General features: G+C 62.0%; 18 protein-coding genes and 1 pseudogene. 11 read left to right on the plus strand and 8 right to left on the minus strand.

Annotation, left to right across the window (positions count from 1 at the left end; translation table 11 throughout):
• Positions 1 to 407 (minus strand): annotated as a pseudogene (locus Q0964_RS08930) (beta-CASP ribonuclease aCPSF1); the annotation flags it as partial.
• Between the two features lie 310 nt (positions 408 to 717).
• On the opposite strand from Q0964_RS08930, the gene Q0964_RS08935 reads away from it, so the two are divergent.
• From Q0964_RS08935 to Q0964_RS08950, 4 genes are all read left to right on the plus strand, one after another.
• Positions 718 to 2421: a hypothetical protein gene (locus Q0964_RS08935; protein ID WP_299266186.1), complete on the plus strand. Its 1704-nt coding sequence runs from the start codon at positions 718 to 720 to the stop codon at positions 2419 to 2421.
• A gap of 491 nt (positions 2422 to 2912) precedes the next feature.
• On the plus strand, positions 2913 to 4190 hold the full coding sequence (locus tag Q0964_RS08940; protein ID WP_299266189.1) for an RNA-guided endonuclease InsQ/TnpB family protein: 1278 nt from the start codon (positions 2913 to 2915) through the stop codon (positions 4188 to 4190).
• A 205-nt stretch (positions 4191 to 4395) separates the two neighbouring features.
• Positions 4396 to 6105 carry a COG1361 S-layer family protein gene (locus tag Q0964_RS08945; RefSeq protein WP_299266191.1) on the plus strand — a complete coding sequence of 570 codons (1710 nt, stop codon included), beginning with the start codon at positions 4396 to 4398 and terminating at the stop codon, positions 6103 to 6105.
• A gap of 1 nt (position 6106) precedes the next feature.
• Positions 6107 to 8479: an efflux RND transporter permease subunit gene (locus Q0964_RS08950; RefSeq protein WP_299266194.1), complete on the plus strand. Its 2373-nt coding sequence runs from the start codon at positions 6107 to 6109 to the stop codon at positions 8477 to 8479.
• Positions 8480 to 8664: 185 nt separating this feature from the next.
• On the opposite strand, the gene Q0964_RS08955 is transcribed toward Q0964_RS08950, so the two are convergent.
• The 4 genes from Q0964_RS08955 to Q0964_RS08970 all read right to left on the minus strand — a co-directional run bounded on the left by Q0964_RS08955 (position 8665) and on the right by Q0964_RS08970 (position 11511).
• Entirely contained in the window at positions 8665 to 9444 is a 780-nt protein-coding gene (locus Q0964_RS08955) for an ABC transporter substrate-binding protein (RefSeq protein WP_299266196.1), read from the minus strand.
• Between the two features lie 491 nt (positions 9445 to 9935).
• On the minus strand, positions 9936 to 10355 hold the full coding sequence (gene nikR, locus Q0964_RS08960) for a nickel-responsive transcriptional regulator NikR (RefSeq protein ID WP_299266199.1): 420 nt from the start codon (positions 10353 to 10355) through the stop codon (positions 9936 to 9938).
• Positions 10356 to 10494: 139 nt separating this feature from the next.
• Positions 10495 to 11145, minus strand: coding sequence for a hypothetical protein (locus Q0964_RS08965; RefSeq protein ID WP_299266202.1), 651 nt, complete (start codon positions 11143 to 11145; stop codon positions 10495 to 10497).
• A 201-nt stretch (positions 11146 to 11346) separates the two neighbouring features.
• Complete coding sequence (locus tag Q0964_RS08970; protein ID WP_299266204.1) at positions 11347 to 11511, minus strand: hypothetical protein; 165 nt, start codon at positions 11509 to 11511, stop codon at positions 11347 to 11349.
• A 250-nt stretch (positions 11512 to 11761) separates the two neighbouring features.
• Between Q0964_RS08970 and Q0964_RS08975 the strand changes: the two genes are divergently transcribed.
• Together Q0964_RS08975 and Q0964_RS08980 are read left to right on the plus strand one after the other, a co-directional pair.
• Entirely contained in the window at positions 11762 to 12988 is a 1227-nt protein-coding gene (locus tag Q0964_RS08975) for an extracellular solute-binding protein (RefSeq protein ID WP_299266208.1), read from the plus strand.
• 34 nt (positions 12989 to 13022) lie between these two features.
• Entirely contained in the window at positions 13023 to 14690 is a 1668-nt protein-coding gene (locus Q0964_RS08980; RefSeq protein WP_299266211.1) for an ATP-binding protein, read from the plus strand.
• Positions 14691 to 15180: 490 nt separating this feature from the next.
• Here Q0964_RS08980 and Q0964_RS18455 read toward each other — a convergent pair whose 3' ends face one another.
• On the minus strand, positions 15181 to 15438 hold the full coding sequence (locus tag Q0964_RS18455) for a zinc ribbon domain-containing protein (protein WP_414652142.1): 258 nt from the start codon (positions 15436 to 15438) through the stop codon (positions 15181 to 15183).
• A 223-nt stretch (positions 15439 to 15661) separates the two neighbouring features.
• Between Q0964_RS18455 and Q0964_RS08985 the strand changes: the two genes are divergently transcribed.
• From Q0964_RS08985 to Q0964_RS08995, 3 genes are all read left to right on the plus strand, one after another.
• Positions 15662 to 16399 carry a DUF4097 family beta strand repeat-containing protein gene (locus Q0964_RS08985; RefSeq protein WP_299266214.1) on the plus strand — a complete coding sequence of 246 codons (738 nt, stop codon included), beginning with the start codon at positions 15662 to 15664 and terminating at the stop codon, positions 16397 to 16399.
• Positions 16400 to 17152: 753 nt separating this feature from the next.
• Positions 17153 to 17332: a hypothetical protein gene (locus Q0964_RS08990; protein WP_299266216.1), complete on the plus strand. Its 180-nt coding sequence runs from the start codon at positions 17153 to 17155 to the stop codon at positions 17330 to 17332.
• 286 nt (positions 17333 to 17618) lie between these two features.
• The gene (locus tag Q0964_RS08995; RefSeq protein WP_299266217.1) at positions 17619 to 17912 is read left to right on the plus strand and encodes a hypothetical protein; all 294 of its coding nucleotides are present in this window, start codon (positions 17619 to 17621) and stop codon (positions 17910 to 17912) included.
• Between the two features lie 644 nt (positions 17913 to 18556).
• Here the strand turns inward: Q0964_RS08995 and thiM are convergent.
• Entirely contained in the window at positions 18557 to 19384 is an 828-nt protein-coding gene (thiM, locus tag Q0964_RS09000) for a hydroxyethylthiazole kinase (RefSeq protein WP_299266220.1), read from the minus strand.
• Positions 19385 to 19912: 528 nt separating this feature from the next.
• Between thiM and Q0964_RS09005 the strand changes: the two genes are divergently transcribed.
• Positions 19913 to 21238, plus strand: a complete 1326-nt coding sequence (locus Q0964_RS09005) for an MFS transporter (protein WP_299266223.1) — start codon at positions 19913 to 19915, stop codon at positions 21236 to 21238.
• A gap of 94 nt (positions 21239 to 21332) precedes the next feature.
• On the opposite strand, the gene Q0964_RS09010 is transcribed toward Q0964_RS09005, so the two are convergent.
• Positions 21333 to 21656: a cupin domain-containing protein gene (locus tag Q0964_RS09010; RefSeq protein ID WP_299266225.1), complete on the minus strand. Its 324-nt coding sequence runs from the start codon at positions 21654 to 21656 to the stop codon at positions 21333 to 21335.
• 195 nt (positions 21657 to 21851) lie between these two features.
• On the opposite strand from Q0964_RS09010, the gene Q0964_RS09015 reads away from it, so the two are divergent.
• The coding region (locus Q0964_RS09015) for an exodeoxyribonuclease VII large subunit (protein WP_299266228.1) at positions 21852 to 22480 on the plus strand (629 nt) is incomplete at its 3' end.

Below are 22480 nucleotides of genomic sequence, written 5' to 3' on the forward strand. Positions count from 1 at the left end.
AGGACTTCCGGCGTCCACCCGATCTCCTGGGTGATCTCGGCGAGTCTGCTCGCGCGCTGACCGATGACCAATCCGGGCTTTTCGGCCTCGATGAGGACTTCACCAGTCTCGGGGTAGAACTCGAGGTCGCTCACGCCGGCCTCGTCGGAGAGCATATCGCGGAGTTGACCCTCAGCGTCCGCTGGCGGCGTCCGACTTCCTGGCGACGGCCTGACGGTGATCCGTTTTCTGAGTGAACTCGCCAGTTCGGGGACGACACCGTCTGCTTCGGCGAACTTTCTGGGTGTATCCGTGTAGAGTACTAGCTGTGGCCCCTCATAGGCGACGCGGGTGACCGAGAGGGCAGGCGGTAACTCCGACCTAATCTGCTCCCGGAGCCCCTCGAAGTCGGGGTCGTGCGTACTCATACTTCGTCGCACCCGTGGCGTAGTAATTGTTGGGTTGGCATATACTGTCCGTTGGTGTGTGCTGACGGGGCGACTGCGAAGGAACGAAAATCGTTCACCGCGTTATTCATCTATTTTTTCGGGCGGGATTTATATAACCTTTGTTAGGGTCGGGGCAGTAATCAGGACACTAGCAAGACCGCAGCGCGGCCGTCGAGGCCGGCCACCAGCGGTTGCTCGCAGCGAGACGGGGTGTTGCTAATTGTGAAACGCTCGTTGGGGGTTTGTTACGTATGGGCGCTTGGCCATTCGCACAGAGGTGTTTACTCGTATGTCCCCGCATTCGGTCGACGACGACGATGAGACGCAGACGAGTCAAAATCGACGCCGGTTTTTGCTCGGCATTGGTGCTGCAACGGCAGCGCTGGCCGGTTGCTCCGGTAGTGATGACTCCGACGACGATCCCGACGACTCCACGACGGAATCGTTCGACGCGGCGAGTACGCTCCCGTACGGCGAGTGGCTGACAACAGCTGCGGACGGGATGTTGTTCGCTTACGCTAATCTCGACGCTGCCCCGACCAGCGGCGGGTCCGACGCGTCAGCTGAGGAACTACCCGACGATCCGCTGATTGCGTATCCGTTTGTCATGAGCCAGACAGTGACCGGGCTGGGTCAGATTCGGCTCTCGTTTGCCGGACTCACTCGGGCGATTTCCCACGGAACACCCTCGGACTCGTCAGTGAGCGAGATTACCGTGGTTAACCAGACAGTCGTCGCCGAGGGAACCTTCGCGACCGACGAACTGGACGAAGCACTGACCGACTCGGCGGATGCGACCTACGGTATCGTCTACGAACGGACCGATACGACGCACGGCTACGACCGGTACGAGCCGGCCTCGGTCCCGGATGCGGTCACCGAGCCACCGGTGGTAGCAGTCGCCGAGGAGACAGTCGTGGTCAGTACAGACGCCGACCGGCTAGAGCGAGTGGCGGCTGCCGGAGACGGCGATCAGTCCCGGTTCTACGAAACGAACGAGACTGTCGCCCGACTGCTCGAACAGGCAGGTGCTGGTGACCTCGTAGTCGGCGAGGTCGGGTCACTATCGGACGAGACGTTCGACCCCAGTGAGACGTTCGAGACCGACCCGCAGTTCGAGCCACGCTCCGAGGAGGCGGTCGTTGCGTCACTTAGCTTCGCGGGCGACGGCGCCACCATCGAGTCGCAGTTTGCACTCACCGCCGACGACCTCGGCGAGAACAGACGGGAGACAGTCACGACAACCTTCGGGACGGCAGCCGTCGACGACTCGGCGTCGATCGATACAACTGAAGACCGTCTCACCGCGAGCGGTACCTACGATGCTGAGAGTCTGGGGCTGCGGAGTAGCGACGGGTCCGGGGGCGACGAACTCTCACAGGCGGCGGCCGCCGAACTACTGTCTCCGGAGACGCTGGCGTTCCGGTACGAACCGCCGCGTGACCAGCAGTTCGGGGAACTCTCCGTGGCAGTCACCGACGCAACCGACGCGGCAGCGATTCGGCTGGAGACTGATTCGGGCAACTCCACCGAGATCAGGCCTCAGGAGGGGTCTGTCAGCGCCGGCAGTAGCGTCATCGTACCGGTTGAGTCAGCGGGAGACTCGGTGACCGTCTTCGTCGTCGCCGACGACGGCGCGGTCGGCGAACTCACGACGCAATCTATCCCCGCGGACGAACTGTCTGAATCAGCGGCCAGTGAAGCGGTGCCGGACGACGCGCTGTCGTTCAGTTACCAGCCACCGAATGCTGGCAATTTCGGCTCGCTCACCGTCGACGTCGTCGCAGATACGGACGCTGAGACGCTCGTCGCACAGCCACAGGAGGCACCCGGGTTGTTCACCGACCGCGCCGGTTCGCTGACGAACGACGAACCGCTCGGTGCCGGCACGACGCTCGAGACAGCCGTCGACCCCGACGGTGACGAGGTCATCGTCTACGCGACTGTCGGCGACGCTATCGGCGAGGTCGCCCGCTGGCAGGGTCCGAATTGACATCCGCCCCATCCTGAACGATATGACCTTCTCCTTGATTCTGCGTAAACCGACGAGGACCGACTGCCGTCAGTTTCCAAGCGGTGACAGTCTCCACGGGCGTCAGTTCGGTCCGTCTCGCTAACTCCCGACGACCACCGGAAAACGCGTTGCACGACGCATTCGCGTTCCTGTTCACCTCGAACCCACAACTCGGACGACTCTGTTCCCGCACCCACAACCGCTTCCCTGCCTCACACACTCGACACACCCATTTCGAGGCGGAGGCCCCGTCCTCAAGGAGCGACCGAACGGGAGCGAGTAGGTCGGGGAGGAAGCCGACACCACTGCCAACAAAACCACGTTCATAACCTGACCTGACACCTCGACCGCAGGCTTTACAATCCATACAACTGACATAAAATGTATGGTAGAAGCTAACCGAACTGTTGCGATTCCTCTCACCGTTCCAGAGGAATCAAAGTCTGCCTTCCACCAGACAATTCTGCCGTATGCCTACTGCCAACAGGAAACCGTTGACCACTGTTGGCCCGACAACCCCAAAAAAACCAGATGAGCTTAAAACCAGCAAACAATCCGCTGAAGACGCCCTGTACGACCGTCTTCGGGATGAAACCGAGGAGAAACTGAACGCCAACTTGGTTCAGAAGGCCATCAAAGACGCGACCTCAGCTATCTCCTCATGCAAAACGAGTTGGGAAAACGGCGACCGTATCTCGAAACCGGACTTCTACGACCGTGACCTGCCGGGGTATACGATGACCTACGACAAGCGGGCCGCCACGTACAAGCGGTACGAAGCGTCGTTCTCTACGGTTAACGGACGTGTGACCTGTCGATACGAACTGCCACGGGAACTAGATGGGACTCCATACGCTGAGTACGTGCTGGATAGGCGGTGGTCGTTCGGCACATCGAAACTCGTCTTCGATGGTGAGAGGTTCTGGCTTCATGCCGTGATGAACCGGCAGTTTGGAGGCGACCCAGTGTATGCACCCGAAACAGAAACGGGTTCAGACACGCATATTGAGGACACTGTTCGTGTTCTTGGCGTGGACCTCAACGTTGATGCTGCTACTGCGGTGACTTCGACTGGACAATTCTACGGCAACGCCGATGCATTGAACGCTTACCGTGAAGATCAAGAGCAGTTGCGTGGTGAGCTACAACAGACCGGGACACGGAGTGCCCATCTCCGATTCCAAAAACGACGGGGTGTAGAGTGGCGGTATTACGACCAGTACGCCCACTACGTTGCTAATTCGATTAAAAACGAGGCGTTACGGGTGCGTGCGACCCATGTTGCGTTTGAGGATTTGACGCGGATTCGGAAGCGGATTTCGAATCTGCCGAAATTCCAACAATGGTTGTTCAAGAAGGCCCGAAAGTACACCGAGTACAAGTTGGAGCGGTACGGTGTGACCGTAGAGACGGTGAAACCGGCGTACACCAGTCAGCGGTGTAGTCACACCGATTGTGACTGTGTGGATGAAGATAATCGTGATGGGAAGCATTTCGAGTGTGTCGAGTGTGGCTATACGGTCAATTCGGATTATAACGCTGCGAAGAACATCGGGTTCCGGTATCTATCGACTGAAGTAGCTAGCCCGGCGAGCCACAAGCGTTCGTCCGGGCAGGCCACAAGTCAACTGGCCTTAATGTCGGGGACACTCACCCCAGACGGCACGTTTGCCGAGACTGACTGGGTGTCCACCGACAAGCCCCACCCTCAACAAGCGAGTGGCGGTTCATCCGCCCGAGCGCAGTAGGGTGGGGTAGTTGACAGCCGTGAGCGAACGGACACTGCTATGGCTTTGAGTGTGAATAGTTTGCAATACTATACTGAGCATCACGTCGACCGAAATCGAATTTCGCACACCGTCCGACTGTGGTCCGTTCTGCTCCGGTTGTAACCGACCACACGAGAACCGAACCCTAGCATCTAAGTAGCTGTGCCACAATACTACAAGATAGATGGAATCGGAGTTATCGACGAACACGCGAGTCGCGACCATCACTGTTGTTTCGTTGTTGATTGGGCTCACTCTGCTGGCCGCGCCGGCACTCGCCGGGTACGTGTACGACGACCTCTCCGAACCGGTCGTGTCGACGACGATAGGGTCGGACAACAGCGTCGTGCCGGGGGAAACGACGACGCTCCCGATTACGGTTCAAAACGAGCCCAACGGGACCGTCGAGATGACCGGCGATGTCGAGGACATTCAGGCCGTTGTCCGCACGCAGGGGTTGACCCTGGGGGCCGCGAGCGGGGCCGCAGTCGAGTTTCGCTCCGGTGACGCGCCCGTCGAGATCAAAACCGGTCAGCGCAACATCGGAAGCCTCAGTCCCGGGGAGATGCACTCGACGAGCCTCACGCTCGAGGTCGACGAGGATGCCGCAGCGGGCACCTACCGGGTCCCGGTCGACGTCTCGTACAGTTATGTCGAGAACATCGATGCGTGGGTCAACGATCCGTCGGATCGGATCAACACCGCCGTTGACGATTACGACGTCCACCGAGAGACGGTGACGGTGACACGATACGTCACCGTCGAGGTTGAAACCACGGCACAGCTCTCGGTCGTCGACACGGAGAGTATGGGCCTCTACGAAGGCGCAGACGGCCGTGTTTCCGTGACCGTTCGGAACGACGGCACCGAATCCGCTCGGAACGCCGAACTAAATATCGTCGGGTCGAACCAGATCGAGTCACACACTAGCAGTGTGGCAGTCGGCTCGCTCCCACCGGGCGAGGAGACGACGCTCACGTTCCAGGCGACAGCCAATACCGACGCTGCGGGCCAGTACGCGACCGAGTTCCGGATGCGTTACGAGGGCGAGAACGGCCAGGTAGCGCGGACGAATGTCGAATCCGGACAGGTGGCGGTCAGGACCGGGCCGGAGTTCGAGCTCTCGGCTCGCGCGGAGAGCCTACACGTTGGGTCGACCGGTGCGATCGAGCTGACCGTTCGCAATACCGGTGCCCGTCCAGCCACGAACGCCCGGGCGAACGTGTCCTCTGTCGGGCCGTTCGCGCCCGTCTCGAACTCCGTAACCCTCGGTACCCTCCGTCCGGGAGAGTCGACGACAGTTCGGTACCGACTCGAGGTCGGCGGACAGGCGCTCCCGGAAACGTACTCGGTCCCGGTGTCCGTCGTCCACGAGGACATCTACGACAATCCCGTGACCGCTACGGAGAACACCGTCGACGTTGCCGTCGGTCCCGAGACGGACTTCGCCGTCACCGACACCGCACGGACCCAGGTCGGCTCGACTGAACTCATCACGTACACGATCAGAAACACCGGTAGCGGGACTCTCGACGACGCGGTTGCTCGCGTCAACACGAACTCCCCGTTCGAGACCGACGACGACACTGCTTACGTGGGCGAACTCGCGCCCAACGAGACGGCCACGGTGTCGTTCACTGTCAGCACTGGCGGGTCCGCGACCCCGAAGTCGTACACTCTCGACATGAGCATCAAGTACGACAACGCGTTCGACGAGACGGTCGTCACCGACGTCCAACCGGCTCCGATCGAGGTGGCTCAGCCGAGCGACGGGCCCCTCCCCGGGTCGATCGTCGGCGGTTCCGTGCTCGTTTCGGCACTCCTGGTGCTGGTTCCGATCGGGCTGATTGCCGGACTGATAAACCACTTCGGCCTGCTCGGACGGGTGAACTGAGATGACGACGGAGTTCGGGAGTCGCATCCGAGACCGGCTCGAATCCGTCGGCCGCTACGCTGCGACACATCGACGGCGAACGGTCGTCGCTGTCCTGCTGCTGGCAGTCCTCTCGCTCGGCGTCGGGGTGATGGGCGTCCAGATGAGCATGGGCATGACGCTGTATATCGACGACGAGTCCCAGACAACACACGACTGGGAAACACTGAAGCAGGACTTCGACACCGGAAACAACGTGTTCGTCGTCGTCGAGTCGGACCGTCTGTACGCGCCGGAGACGGTGCGAACGATAGACCGCCTCGACCGTCGATACACAAAGAACGTGGACTCGGTCGCACAGGTGGAGTCCCTGGCAGACATCGTTCGCCGCGGCAACGGGGGGCGGATTCCGGAGACGGAAGCCGGCGTTCGGCGCGCCATCGACCGCGTCAGGGCTGAGAGTCCGATGGCGGCCGCGCAACTCGACCAGCTACAGCCCGAGCGCGGAACAACGGTTCTCCTGGCCGGCTACGGCGAGGTACAGACGTTCGAGCGCGGCAGCTTCCTCCCACAGCGGGGTGCCGATATCGTCTACAACGAACTGCAGGATGAGACGAAGCTGGCCGCGCTTCCGCCCGGCGTGTCGGTGACAATCACGGGACAGCCAGTGTTCGAAAACGCGGCGTTCGGCCTGATGCTTCCGGAGATGATCGCGCTGTTTGCCGGCGCGTTCGCCCTCATCTTCGTCGTTGTCTACCTCGTGATGCGCCAGAAGGTCGAACGTGGCTGGCACGTTCTTCTCCCGCTCGGGACAGCCATCACCGCACTGTTGTATATGATGGGTGCGATGGGAGTGCTCGGCTACGACTTCAACGCCATCATGCTCGGCGTCATGCCCATCGCGCTCGGGTTGGGAATCGATTATACCCTCCAGATTCACTCCCGATACGTCGAGCAACGCCGCGCCGGCAACGACCCGGTCGACGCCGCAGGGGATGCGACCAGGACGACGGGACGGGCACTGCTGATCGCCATGGGGACGACGGTCGTTGGGCTCGGTTCGCTGCTAGTGTCGGCGGTCCCGCCGGTCCGCCAGTTCGGTGTGGTCAGCGCGACCGCTGTCCTCGCGGCGATGGTGCTGTCAGTGACTTTGCTCCCGGCGCTGCTCGTCTGGTCCGACCGCGACGGCTACGTGACGCCAACGGACGACGACGACGCCAGAGACCCGCTCGAATCGGGTGTCCGTCGGTTTACGACCCTGGTCTCGGGAGGGCGTCCACTCCTTACCCTCGCCATCGCGGCCCTGCTCGTCACCGGTGGTGCATACGCGTACCCGCAGGTCGAACCCAATCAGGAGATGATGGACTTCTGGCCACAGAATCTCGACGCGAAAGGAGATATGGAGCGACTCACGGACACCGTCGACAGCCCCAACGCGATGTTCGTCATCGTAGAGAGCGACCGCGCTTACTCGTCCGTCGTGTTCGACGATATCGCGACCTACCAACGGCTTCTCCTCGCCAACGACCGGGTCAACGCGGTCCAGAGCCCGGTCACACAGATAGCCGCAGCCAACGGTGGCACCGTTCCCGACGAGGGCGCGGAGTTCCAGCGCCTACTCGACCGGGTCGAGACGCAGTCGGCCGCCAACGCCGACCCGACATCGACGCTGGGCCGTTCGGAGGCACGCCCCAACCGAGTCGTGCTAACGGTTTACACCGACGACGTCGAAGGGCCTGCTGTGCGCACACTCATCGAACAGCACCAGCAGACCGCCGAAACGACACTGCCGCCGTCAGCCGACGTCCGTATTACCGGTAAGCCCGTGCTCAATCGGAACGTCATCGAGAACGTGACCGCCGGGCTCACGCCGATGACTATCCTCTCGTTCTCGTTAGGGCTCGTGTTTCTGACCCTCGCGTTTCTCTCCTGGCGAATCTCAGTGACGCTGATCGCGAGTGTCGCCGGGAGCGCGGCGCTGCTGGTGACGGGTGCAATGTACCTGTTCGAGATTCCATGGAACCCGCTCACGATTACGATGTCCTCGCTGACGCTCGGCATCGGCGTTGATTACGGGATACACATCTTCGAGCGGTACGAACAGGAGGTTCACGAATACGGACGGTCTCCACGCCAGGCGGCTGCGACCGCCGTTGGGAAACTATCCAGACCAATCATCGGGTCGAGTTTCACGACCATCTTCGGGTTCGGCGTCCTGCTCGTCTCACGGTTTCCGGTGTTGTCGAACTTCGGAAAGACGACCGTCCTCGCCATCGGGTTCTCGCTTCTGGCCTCGTTCATTATCCTGCCGGCGGCGCTGACATTCACGCAACTAACGGTCGAGGACACGACCGCCGAGTCGAGGACCGTGAACGGGACGACAGAGGCCGAGTGACAGGGAGCGAGCGGGAACCCACCCCTGGGGAGTGGATATGAGCGACTCCACGGCTGCCGTTCCATCATCAGTGGCCGGCATCCGCAGGCTCGGTTTGCCGACAATCGCACGCGGAGACACGCGAGACGGCAAAAACGTGGCAGTTGCCGAGGCGATCGGCCCGGGACGGAGAGACGAGGGCGCCGTCACCTGGGCACCGGCCCACCAGACGACCAGAAAGGCGATGGGACCGACCGCACCGCGGCCGGGCCAAAGCGGACTGCGATCGTCGAACAGGCCGAGCGCGCTCGTCTCGTCACCGCCGTCGGTCGCTGTTTTGAGACTCGTCGTGCGCTCGCGTCGCACGCGCTGAAATGGAAACAGGCGCTCGTTCTCGACGACAGTGTCCGTGTTCCCGACATCGGCGACGTACTGTGCCATGGTCTCTGTCTGACTGGTGATCGCGTGCGGGTTCGAGAGACGTTCGATGCGGTCGAGTCCATCGCTCGCACCGCGAGGTCCTCACTCACACCGGACCCGATGACTGCACTGGCGTCTCTGGCGGCCGCTTCCGGGTCGTCGCGGATGAAGTTCGTCGCGTCGACGTGTGCCGAGACGAGTCCCTCGGCCACGTCCGTATCGTCGACGACCCGCTGCTGGGCGAACAGCACGGTCACCGGGTGACCATCGAGAACCGCACCGGACCACGCGACCTCCCGAAAGTCCGCGTTGTTGCCGATGACAGTTGTGAACGGCGCTTGAATAATCGTCGTATCGATATCGTCCGGTTGCATCGTCTGTGGCGCGTTGGCCAGTGGCACCTTCGACTCGGAGACGACTGTCCAGTTCCCCGGGTTCGAGGTCCGTTCGATCCAGTATCGCAGGACGACGTCCGGGAGGCTCCCGTCTGGTGGGGCACCGAACCGAACCGTCCAGCCGTGTGGGACTCGAACCGCTCGAATGTGTCTCGACCGTGCTCGGCACACAGATCGGCGAACGCGGCGGTCCCCATCATCCCGAACCCTTCACCGGGGTTCGCTGTCAGCACACTCGCTGGTTTTTATCAACAAGAACCATCGAGGGCGTGATGCCGAACAGAACAAGGTCGATTTCGTCACTGGCGAACGCTTTCACGACGCTTGGACCACTCGAGAAGCGCTCGGTCTCGACAGGTACTGGAATGTCGTCGTAGATCACAGTGTGGGTGAACTACCCCTGCCTACTCGCCGCCTTCGGCGGTTCCTTGAGACAGGGGCTTCCTGTTTCAAGCACGTGCTTTGCAGACACAACCGCAGTGTCCACGGAGAGCGTAGTCTCCACAGACGTTAACGAATCGCTGCGCGATTCGTTCGCACACCAGAAATCTTCGATTTTCGTGATTACGAGAGAGCCTCTCTCTCGAACGACTCCTTGAGGGTGGGGGCTTCTCGCCCAATCTGCTAAATTGGCGGAGAGGAGCAGCGACCGGCGAACGCCGTCAGGAGATAAGACCGATGTCGTCGACCGGATGAACGCTGTAATCCACGGAGATGGTATCCTTGGTCGCCCTGATTTTCCCCACGAAGGTAGAGATGTCTTCGAGCTGGCCTTCGAGGACGAACAGCTCCATGCAGTAGTGGTTGCCGACGTGGCTGTGGAAGTTCGACACGACGAGTTCCTCGTGGTCGTGACGCAGATGCATCATCTTCTCTTCGACGCTCGTCGTCTCGTAGTCGAACAGGACAGTGACGATGGCCATTAGCTCCCGGTCTTCGAGGCGTTTGTCCTCGAACTCGTTGAGGAGGTTCCGAACGGCTTCACGGACGATCTCACTGCGGCCGGTGTACCCGTGATCGTCACCGAACTCGTCGATTCGTTCCTCCAGTTCGTCCGGCATCGAGATGCTGACGACTCCCATGTACTAATCTACCGGCGGAGCGTTAATATAGATTCATACTTTCGCCGCGTGAACTGTCGATGGTTTGCTACTGGGACCGCTCGTGGTCGGTATCGGTCGTGGACAGAGTGGGCCCAGTTGCGGGAGTGCGGGGTTCCACTCACAGTCCGTAGGGGTCGAAGTCGGGTCTCGTGTCCATTCCCCGCGGACAGTCGTACTGTTCCCGGAATCGGTCGGCGAGCGAACGGCCACGCTCTGTGAACAGGAGTGCGACGCCGTACGGCGTCGAGAACGACCTGGCGTCCGTGGGGGCGGGGTCGATAAAAAGCGCCTCTGCCGCTGGGTCCCCGACGCCCGACACCGAATCGAACTGCCGCTCCAGCGGCAACAACCCCGTCAGGATGCTCGGGACGAACGCCTCGTTCGGCAGCGGTTCGCGAGGCTGGACGACGCAGGCGCCGACGGCGGTGCCGTCCTCGGAGAGAACGGTCGACGTCGGCTCTGTCTCGCCTGCGGTCCACGCCTCTCGCGCGATGTCCGGTGGTTGTGTGTCGATGGCGAACTCCATCTCGACCCCGCCGACCCGTTCCAGATGTCGTATCCGCCACGGTTCGTCCTCGGCAGCAGGGTCACCCTCCACTGTCGCCGTCACCAGGTCCCCCGTCGCTAGTTCGTCGACCTGTTCCTGCAGTTCACCGTACCCGGACTGGTACACCGTGTACAGCATCGACGAATCGACCGTCTGGAGGTTGATGTGTGGCACTGACGCCGTGACGCGGTAAACACGGAACTGTTCCGAACGTTCGGTCATACTCGACCTATGTGGTCACGATTGCTGTACCCGTCGGTTCCGACCGCGGCTCAAGGCCGCCGGGCTCGCGAAGTCTGTCGAGCGAAGACACGTTCCGGGCCGCCAACTTTTCGCCACTGAAAACAGTTCAATCCGTCGTGGACCGTCGTCTGCGGCATGCAAAACGCGTCGGACCGTCTGAGAGCGACTGAGGCGCCGGGCTCACAGGTCTCTCTCGGGCCGGTCTGGCTCACCCCCATCGGCGGGGTCGGCGACACACTCGACGGGAATGCGCTTCGCGTCCTGGCCGGTGCCGATATCCGCCTGTCGGCGGGCGGTCGTCCCTATCCCGTCGAGACGACCGACGCTGGTGAACTTTCGCGGCACAACTCTCTAATACCGCCACACGAATTGGAGTTTAACGGTGACATCTCAACGGGCGGCCGACTCACCAGTGTCTCGGCGGGAGGCCCTCGCCACTGGGGTTGGGGGGGTTGCTAGCCTCCTCTCTGGATGCACCGAGATGTTCGGACTCTCCGTAGAGGTGCGGCAGTTCGATGAGTCCGACCCGTTAGTAACCTACGACAGAGTCGGAAAAGGACAAACCGAACTGTCCTACTGGACGAGTCGGTTCTACATGCCGACACAGTCCGGCAACAATCAGCCGGAACTGTCCCCGCTCACCGGGCCGTTCTATCGGACGCTCAAACAACAGAGCGCACAACCCGCTGCCACGCCGGCAATCCGCGCACAGCACGAGGAGTGGGCACGCGCCAATCCGGACTACCGAATCGCGCTCGAGTATCAGTCATCCGACGAGTGGCGCGAATCCCTCCTGACGCGGACGTCACGGGGAACGCTTCCCGACGGGTCGACCATCGACTCCTTCTGGGCCCCGGAGTTCTACGAGCAACTGCAACCGCTAAACGACTACGTCGTGGACCTCGAAGACTTCTTCCCGTTCGTCCGGGAAGCGGCAACTCGGGACGGCGACCTGCTCGCGGCCTGGAAGTACGCGGGGTGTGGCTGTCTCTACTACCGGCAAGATTTGCTCGACCGGTACGGCGACGGGTCCCCCCCACGAACCTGGGCGGACGTGCTGGCGGTGGGACGAGACATCGCCGAGGGCGAGGACATCACGCCGTTTCTGTTCCAATGCAGCGCGTTCGACAACCTGCCATACTTCTGGGGGCAGGGGGGCGCCCTCGTTTCCGACGACGGTGTGCCGGTGTTGCACAGGGACAGAAACCGGCGTGCACTGGTCGACACGCTCTCCTTTCTCCAGGAACTCATCAGCGACGGTGTCACGCCACGGGACGTGGTCACCGTCTCCGGTGTCGAGGAACTCGCTCGTCTCGGCCGGACCGACCAGGTCGCGATGTTCCTCGGTAACAACGACCAGATCGAGCGCAGTTTCAAAAATAAGGTCGACGGCGACCGCTGGCGGCGCTGGCGCGTCGCAGAGATTCCAATGAAAAAGCCCGACCAGTTCGCTACTGGCGTCGGCGGGTTCGCGGAGGGGACGTTCCGTGCGGGCGACACCGGCGGTGCGGCCGCGCTCAAGGAGTTCGTCGCGAAGTTCGTCGAACCGGCGTCGATGGGGCGGTACTGCGAGTCGGCGGCGCTACTCCCGACGCGTGAGTCGCTGTACGACGACCGCGAGTTGTACGACCCGGACACCCCGTATCAACAACAGTTCCGGGAGTTCCTCCAGCACGGCGTGCCCCGACCTGCCGTTCCGATCTATCCGACGATCGCCGACGAGTACGAGCACGCTATCGAGTCAGTCATCACCGGAGCGGCCGAGCCCCAACCGGCCGTCGAGACGATGATCGAGAACGTCACCGAAGCGTTCGAGAGCTAACAGACACATGTGGCCGAACTACGATGGTCCGATTATGAGCGCGGCGTCTGGGATGACGATATCCGGGACCACTGCCGTATCGGGACTGGCCACAGCAATCGCCGGTGGCACGGCACTCTGGTTGCTCTACGCGCTCGGGACCGCCTCCGACCGCTATTATGCCGACCTTCTGCGGCCGTTCCTCGCGGTGGCAACGGCGATCGGTGTCGGGGCCGCGGGACTACTGATTGCGACTGACTCACTCAGCGCGGGCGTACTCGGCGTCGTGCCGCTCGTAACCTTCCTCCTGCTGTTCGTTCCCTGGAACGTGTTCGCCTTCCGGTATGCCGGCCGCGGAGCCCTTCTGACACGCCGGCGCGTCCTCGCGATGGGGTCGCTGGTCACTGTGCTCATGATAGTGTATCTGGTAGTTGCGGCCGGCGTTCTCCAGCCCTCGCAGGAGGTGTACTCGTCGGTGCTACTGACGGCGTCGACGCTCCTGCTCGGCCTCGTCGCGCTGACGTTCGTCTCGAGTGGTCTGATCCTCACAGAGGCGTACCGGCACGGTAACGTCCGGTTCGCCAGTGGCGTCGCCGTCGTCTTCGTCGCTGCGATTCTGGTGGTCGGCATTCAGGTCGTGAGTCTGTCCGACGTTCTGACACGCGGCCTGCTGGCCGCGTTACACCACCTCGTGGCAGCTGCGGTGTTGCCGGTCGCTATCGTCCGGTACGATGTACTCGGGACTCGTCCGGGGACGACCACGCTCGGCGAGCGCACGGTGATCAGGGACCTCGACGAGGCCGTCCTCGTCGTCGACAGGGACGGCGAAATCATCCTGTCCAACACGCAGGCCGAACGCCTCTTTGGAGCCGACCTCGACGGTCGGGAACTCGACACCGTCGTCGAAACCGGCGTTGCTACCCTCCGGAACTCGTCGACCGTCGGGTGCTGGACGGAGCAGGGCTTCAAGCGTTTCGACCCCCGTATCTCGACGGTCTCAGAACGGACTGACAGGACCCTCGGACAGACTATCACACTGATTGACGTGACACAGCAGCGGATGCTCCGCCAGCGGGTACAGGTTCTCAATCGCATCTTCAGACACAACATCCGGAATCAGCTCGACGTTATCAGGTCGCATGCCGAGGTCGCGCTCGAGGACGGCGAAGCGACGGGGGCCGACCGGTCCATCGAACAGGTGTTGAACGTGACGGACGAGATTGCACGACTGAGCGCCGACGCCCGCAAGATCGAGCGGCTGACACGAAACTCCTCGACCGATCAATCGGTCGTGAATCTCCGGCACCTCGTCGAGACGTTCGTCGACCCCGTCACACGGACCCGTCGGGACGTCTCCGTGACGGTCGACGTTCCGGACATCGAACTCTCGTTGAACCGCGAACTCGCCAGATTCGCGCTGCAGAATCTCGTCGACAACGCCGTCAAACACAACGACAGTCAGTCACCGCACGTCGAAGTCCGGGGCACGAAACGAGAGTCGGGCGTCCGGATTACCGTCATCGACAACGGGCCGGGCATTCCCGACGCCGAGTGGCAGGTAATCGAAGCCGGTCAGGAGGAGGTCCACAACCATCTGACGAGTCTCGGCCTGTGGGGGACCAAATGGGCCGTTCAGAAGTTGGGCGGCGAACTGTCCCGTCGCGACAGCGAGCGTGGCGCTGCCGTCGTTGTCGACCTTCCCCTGACCGACGCCCGTGGCTGAACGGGAGCCGGTCTGGTTAGCGCCTCGAACGGTGATAGGTTTCAGGAACCGCGCCGAACAAGAGAGAACAGCTCCGAATCCGCGCTCTGCAAACGCCGCTCGTGCCCGTTCGTACGCTGTCTCATCGTCACTCGACGCGGTCGGGAGGTCCACGCGACGCCTGTAAGTCGTCCCCCCGTCGGTATACGTAACAACGAGTCGAAGGCGTGTTGTTTCCTTTAGCCCATCCGTCGCAGAGACCTTCCCGACCGCGTCGAGTGAACCGTGCCGTGCCGCGTTTTGGTATAAAACACCCGATGGAAGGCACACGACGAACTCACCGAGGTCGGGTTTCGTTACTGATGTACGAAACCGTCCGGCCGCCGTTTCGTAGGTTGAAACGTACTGCCGAACGTTCCCTCGCTGGACGTATGCGCTCGGTCTTGGGTCAAGAGGTGTCGGAGGCCAGTTCAGTAGCGTTCACGGCCATCGCTCCCGAGTTCAGGCCGTGCTAACAGAACGAGTCTCCAGCGAGAGAGTTCTGTCCCCGCTGAAGTCGCAACGCTGCCCTCCGAGCGGCGTTGTTCGCTACGTTGTAATCCGCATTCATCGAGTACGAACAGTCGGGGCACTCGAACCGTTGGCCGTCACGATTCTCTTCGAGCGGACAGCCACACCTCGGACGCTGTTGACTCCTACACTGTTGTTCCACTTTCTCGAGGACGACCCCGATGGACGCCGTTTCGTACGCCGTTTGCTCTTGGGGCACCCGGGATGCCCACTACTGGAACTTCGTGCCGTCACTGATACGGTCGGGTATCTGCGCCCCGAGACGTGCCACGTCGTCACCGGCGGCGAGAGTGTCGACGACGGGACGGGCAGTCGATTCCGAAACGTTACGTCGGGCAAACTGATTCGAGATTCGCGCTCGGTGTTTCCAGACCTGAAACCCGAGTAGTCGGTTTAGTATCGCCCCGCGCCACCGATGCCACATGAGTGGCGATGAGCGTACGAACCGAACGATGTCGAGACGCAACCTGCTCGGAGCGTGTGCCACCGCCGGAACTGTCGGTCTGGCGGGGTGCACGTCCGGACCGCTCACGGCCGAAAAGACCGTGACACGCGAGTACGATAGCACCGGGGTCTCGAAACTCGACGCACGAGCGATCAACGGCGACGTTGCGATTCGCGACGAACAGCGCGAGACAGTTCACGTCGAAGGCAAAAAGCAGGCAACGGACGAGGACGGACTCGATCTCGTCACGTTGCGAGACGAGCAGGCCGGAGAGCGCCTGTCGCTCACCGTCAGCACCGAGGACAGTGGTTTCCTCGCGCTCGACTCACCCCGGTTGCGGATGGACCTCACGCTCACCGTTCCAGAGGGGTTGCAGATCAGCGCAAAGACGATGAACGGTGCTATCGACATCGAGACCACAGACGCCGAGCGTATCAGTGCCGACACGACGAACGGTGACGTCAGTATCTCACTGGCAGCGGCTTCCGATATCGAGGCTAACTCCACCAATGGCGACGTCTCAATCAGCCTGCCGACGACGGCAGAGCCGTCAGTCAGCTTCGAAACGACCAACGGAGCGGTCGATGTCAGTGGGGTCGAACCAGTCTCGATGCGGTCTGATTCGGAGACCGGTGAAACGGCCGGAAACGGAACACATCAGGTCACAGTCAGTACGACGAGCGGTGACCTCAGCATTCGGGGCGAGAGCGGATGACGGCCGCCGCTTTCCGGTCGTGATGGTTCGAGCAACGAGACTGCTCGCAGCGTATCGGAGCGCTGTCCCCCGAAGTGAGAGGAACTGCCAGCCGACCAGTAACAGCCCGACGTGTGGAGAGAAAGGGTGTCTCTATCGGCAGTCGCTCGACTCCCGCGTCTGTGGTGCGTCGTGGCGGCGAGTGTCAAACAGACTGCGCGTATCTCGCACACTACTCCGGTCGGGGCAGATAACCGGAGAACGCCGGTACAGCGCACGCGGTAACTGGTTGCACGCTGATCGTCGTGGAGAGGGAGTCAAGCGTTTGAACACTCGAATTCGTACTAGCCGGCAAACGAAAGACTACCGAAATTGCCGACGGTACCGCCAGACGCTGTCGTCCGCAATCGCTGCTCAGATAACATAAAAGATAACAAATCCACCGAGAACTGCGACGGCGGTCCAGAAAACGTACTGTTTTGCCTGCTTCCTCTGTTCAGCGCTGAGTTCGTCTTTCGACACGTTCTATCGTAGTTCACTGGCGCAATCAATCTTCTCCACGGATGCAGGCGCTGAAACAATGCAGTCCGTTCAATTACTTTCAGCTGAGCTATCGAGACGGCACGAACTGGTCGGCAGAGCGCTCGAACCCGGGACCGTGATGCGATGCACCGGAGAGTCTCACCGGGACAGGTTCTGTGTCAGATGCCCTCGTATCGTTACACGTCGTCCGATATCGGTGCCATTTTGAGGCGATTACACACACAGGCAGGCATGAGTGAGACGCTCGAGCGACGAATTAGCCAGGTCGCCGGCCTGCTGTTGACTGGGGTCCTCGGACTCGGACTCGGAGAGTTGCTGGGTGTCACCGACTACCTCTCCCTCCCGTCGTTTTTGGCCCTTTTTTTCGGTCTGGGCGTCTGTATGGCGCTGCTCCAGTGGTTGGCGTCCTGAACCGGAAGACGGCGGTCACCTCACTCTGGGACTGACCGAACTGTCGAGCCTGGGGACGCCCGCATGTGAGTCCAGTCGGCTCGCCGCCGGCTTCGTTGCAGCCGTCTCCAAAGAGGGGTTCTCTACTCGGAGGACCGGCTGAAAGGCGTGTTCGATGGACCTGCGGACCGACCGCAGAGAGTTCCCGCAGATTTCGTTGCGGGCCGTACGAGAGACAGACCGGTGCTCGGCACGAAGCTTTCGCACACCCCCAGGATTATGCCGTCGCCGACGCTATAAAATAGGGATGGGTGACACGGAGAGCGAACGAAAGGACCGAGCAGACGACGAGGATCGACCTGAGGATGGAGTCACGGACTCCCGTCCCGAGTGCCACCGTCGCAGCTGCACCGAGCGGGCGACGTTCGTCGTCCTCGAGCGATATCAGGAGGAAACCGGGCACGGTGCCGTCGAGGCAGAGGCCGTTCTCTGCCAGGCGCACGCGAATGAGGAGAGTCCCACGAATCTCGACGCGAGCTACCCGGATTACGTGTTTCGTGTCGAGCCGCTGGAAGGGACGCAGGACACGGACACGGCCTGAGCGGACTGCACTAGCTCGAGAGAACGCCGGTGACCCCGTGACCGTCATCTCCTGTCGAACACGTTCGCTCTATCTGCTCGGAACCGAGACGCCACCACAGAGGTGCGGCAGCAGCGACTGGCAGTCCGAGGTCGCACTGGCCGCGGCGGGGACATCGACCAGACGGGGATGTCTGAGCCCGTGACTGTCACTGTAACTGCGCCCCACCGTTCACCTCGAGGATTTCGCCCCACAGACAACCGTCGTCGAGCAGGTGCCCGATGGTGCGTGCGACCAATTCGGGTTCACGGACGTACTCCGAGAGATGCGTGTCGACGCTCCCCTTAACCGCGGAACGCGACCGACTCCGGACAGGCTCTCGTCCGTTGTTTCGACCGTGGCCTCGACTTCTGTCGAGTCACTCGCGCCAGCCTGGACAGCAACGGCGGTGCCTCCCTCTCCGTGGCTCTCGTCGGCAACCGCACTGGCAGCGGCCTCGCTCTCCGTGTAGCCAACGGCGACCCAGTGTTCGGGCGCGAACGTCTGTGCCGCCCCGCGTCAGTTCCACGGTTAACGCCGGTGACGAGAACCTGTACACCGTTTTCGTGGCGGCCAGACGGTTGTTTTCGGGCTCTGCTGTTCACTGTGGAGCACACCGGGCCTCGTCACGCCCCGGCGTCGAGGACCTGTTCGATACGGCTCTCGGCGGCGTCGTGCTCGGTGTCACCGAGTCCGGCAACGGCGTCTTTGAACGCGACGTTGTAGCTGCCAGGGCCGTGAACGTCACCGAACTCGCCTGCTGCTGCGGCTTCACCGGCGAGTCCAAACGCGACTGTTCCCGCCAGTGCGGCCCGTTCGGTGTCCTCGATGGCACCAGCGAAGGTCGCGATAGAACCACCGAGCATGCAGCCGGTTCCGACGACGGTCCCCATCTGAGGATGGCCAGCGGTGACCTCGTATGCCGCATCGGCCGTTGCGACGATATCGACGTCACCGGAGGCAACGACGACCGTATCGTACTCCTGGGCGCAGGCGACCGCCGTCGTCGAGATATCGCTGTACTCACCGACGGATTCGACACCGCGGACCGCCGCGTCGTCCCCGGCGAGTTTCGTTATCTCGCCGTAGTTCCCGTTGATCGCGGCCACGTCGAACTCGGACGCCAGTCGGTCGGCGACGCGGTTTCGGGTCGGTGTCGAACCGACGCCGACGGGGTCAACGACGACCGGAACGTCGGCCTCGTTCGCCGCCTGACCGGCAGTCACCATCGTCGCCTCGCCGACTTCGCTCACGGTTCCCATGTTGAGCAGACACGCTTCCGATGCGGCGACCATATCCCCGACCTCACGCTCGTCGTCGGACATCACTGGCAGTCCACCCCAGTGCAGGATGACCTGTGCAACGTCGTTGACGGTGACGGTGTTCGTGACAGCGTTGACCAGCGGCGATTCCTCTGCGACAGCCTCCAGACTTCCATCGAAATCGACAGTCATGTTTCACTCTCCAGTTCGCCCCCGCGACGCTTGGTTTGTTCGACTCTGTCCCCGCGTGTCCGTGTGGCCTGCTCTGGCTCTCCTCTCTCTGCAGTAGCCCTGATAACCACCCTCGCCGTCAGCGAACTCAGCTCCGAAGCAGCATCGACCGTGCCGCCGGCCAGGTCACCCGATTCAGCAAAACTAAAGCGATACTGAAACTATCGGGAATTGATACTTAGTGAAACACCGCGGCGGGTCAGCGCCACGAACCGGGTGACGTACTCGGCGACCTCGACAGGGGCGGAGAGGACAGCCAGACTGTGCCGAATCACGCTCTTCGTGTGGGTGGGGTCGAACTGGTCGTCGGCACGCTCGGTGTGCTGACGCGAGCGGTGTCGCGGGAGTCGACACCGCCTGCCGGGAGTGATCGCAGCGTTCGATTCTGCCTGGTATCACAACCGTATTTAGTCAGACAGGCGTACAAATGTATGCGGTGCTGTTTCGACGATAACGCACTCAGATGAGCCCTTTACACTGTATTCCGGCATGTTGAGAGACCGACTCGACGTCGACCCACAGGTACTGGCTCTCGCGCTGGCTCGCATGTCCGAGTCGGTCGGCAACTCCTTTCTCATCGTCGTGCTCCCGTTGTTCATCGCCAGCGACTTCGTCACCGGCGCCAGTCTCGGGCTGACCGACGTGTTCGTGACGGGCGTCGTGCTTTCGATTTTCGGCTTCGTCAACAGTCCCCTCCAGCCGTTTACCGGGCGGCTCTCCGACCGGACCGGGCGGCGCAGGGTGTTCGTCCTGTTCGGACTGGTCCTCATCGCGGCAGCGAGTTTCGCCTACTCGCTGGCATCGACCTACTGGCACCTGGTAGGCCTTCGCATCCTCCAGGGCGTCGCCGGCGCGTTCATTATCCCGACGACGGTGGCGCTGGTCAACGACCTCGCCGCAGAGGGGAACCGCGGCGGCAACATGGGGACGTACAATACGTTCCGGCTGGTCGGGTTCGGCGTCGGTCCAATCGCCGGTGGCGGCGTCATCGCTGCCGGTCCGTACTCGCTTTCGCTCCCACTGGTGGCGGGGACGGTCTCGATGACGGGGTTCGAGGCCGCCTTCTACTTGGCCGCCTCGACCGCCACGCTGTCGTTCGTCCTCGTGTTGTTTCTCATCCGCGACCCGGACGTCGACACCGACGGAGCCACACAGTCGGACCCGAAGGGCATCGCGGTGTTCGACCGGACCGGCGACCGGTTGCTCGACCCCGTGTTCGCGCTCGGCGTCGTTTCGTTCTTCATGGCTGTCGGCATCGCGGTGTTCGCCACGCTCGGGGAGGTCGTCAACGCCGAACTCGGACAAGGACCGGAGATGTTCGGCCTCCAGTTCGCCGCGTTCATTCTCGCTCAGATACTGCTGCAGGTGCCGATCGGGCGAGCGACCGACTTCTACGGCCGGAAACTGTTCATCGTCGTCGGGACGGTGCTACTGGTGCCGACCACGCTCGCACAGGGGCTCATCCTCGACGGCACGCTGCTCTCCAGTATACTCTCGAGGTCGTGGTTCATGTTCGTCGCGCGATTCCTCCAAGGGGTCGCCGGAGCGATGGTCTTCGCTCCCGCGCTGGCGCTGGCAGGTGACATCGCTCGCGATGGGGAGTCCGGGTCGACGCTGTCGGTTCTAACGATGGCGTTCGGCCTCGGTGTCGCCGTCGGACCGCTGCTGTCCGGTATACTTGTCAGGTGGGGGGTCGTCCTTCCTTTCGCCTTCGCGGCGAGTCTCGCGGCGGTCGGCGTCCTCGTCGTCCTAACACAGGTCGACGAGGTCATTACGCCCCGGCGGTCGCTCCCGCTGGTCGGGTACCTGACCTGAACACGGGCGTTCGTCGTGTCTGCCAACCAGAGTGCTCAGTGTGATGACGAGTAAAAAGTAGTATGTTCGGGGGGTGAGACGTCGACGGCCCAGCTTACTCGTTCGACCCTTTCGCGGGGGCGTACAGGACCGTCATGACGAGTTCGTCCTCGAAGTCGAGGAACTGATGGTCGGTTCCCGGTTCGAGGTGGATAACGTCGCCCTCGGAGACCTCCGTGGTGTCGCCATCGACGTTTATCTTCCCAGCGCCGGAATCGACGACGTAAATCTCGTCCTCTCTGTGGGCGTGCATCGGGTCCTCGTCGCCCGCTTCGAACTGCATCACTTCGAGACTGACACTCTCGGCTCGAATCGCCTCGATCGAGTCTTCGTCGTCCGGGATGTCGTCCGCGACATCGTTCACATGAAGGGAATCCATGTACGATGAATACGGGCTACATCCACTTGTATATGCCTGTACACCGGGTACCACAGACAGTCCCGCACGGTGTTCGTGCCCGTCTGACGCTTCGGAGCGCGGCAGTCTGCAACGTCTCGTACAGCCGTCCACGGCGACTTAAGACCGGTACGAATCTATGTACTTATCACGATTCCAGGATGTACGGTACTGTGTATGGATGGCGCCGACCGCGCTGGGAGTTCCGGTCGACACGGCCCTCCGGACGGGGCTTGGACTGTGGCGGAACTCAATCGAGCGATCGAGAACGTCCTCTCCGATGGGGACGACAGATTTCCGGACTACGTGGTCGGCGAAGTCGCCGAGGTCGATCAGTACGGGTTCGGTTCGTTTTTCGAGTTACGCGACCTCGATACCGACTGCGTCATCTCCTGTCTGATCTGGGACGGAACACGGTCAGCGCTCGCTCACGACATCGAACCGGGCGACAAAGGGGTCGTCGGGGCGGCTGTCGACTTTTATGCCGAGCAGGGTGCGTGCCAGCTACTCGTCTCCGAGTACTGGCCGCTCGGAGAGAGTGAACGACAGCAGGAGCTCGAAGCGCTCCGGGCGGAGCTCACCAGAGACGATGTGTTCGACGACGAGCGAAAGCAGCCGATTCCACAACAGCCGGGCTGTGTCGGACTCGTGACATCGCCGTCGGGGTCCGCACGAGAGGACACGTGGACGGCGATCAACGAACGCTCACCGCGAACAGACGTCCGTCTCTGTGGCGCACCCGTTCAGGGAGCCGACGCTGTCGGGCCCCTGATCGAGAGTGTTCAGCGTCTCGACTCACGTCCGGA

It is taken from the genome of Halorientalis sp., assembly GCF_028275115.1.
Lineage (GTDB): Archaea > Halobacteriota > Halobacteria > Halobacteriales > Haloarculaceae > Halorientalis.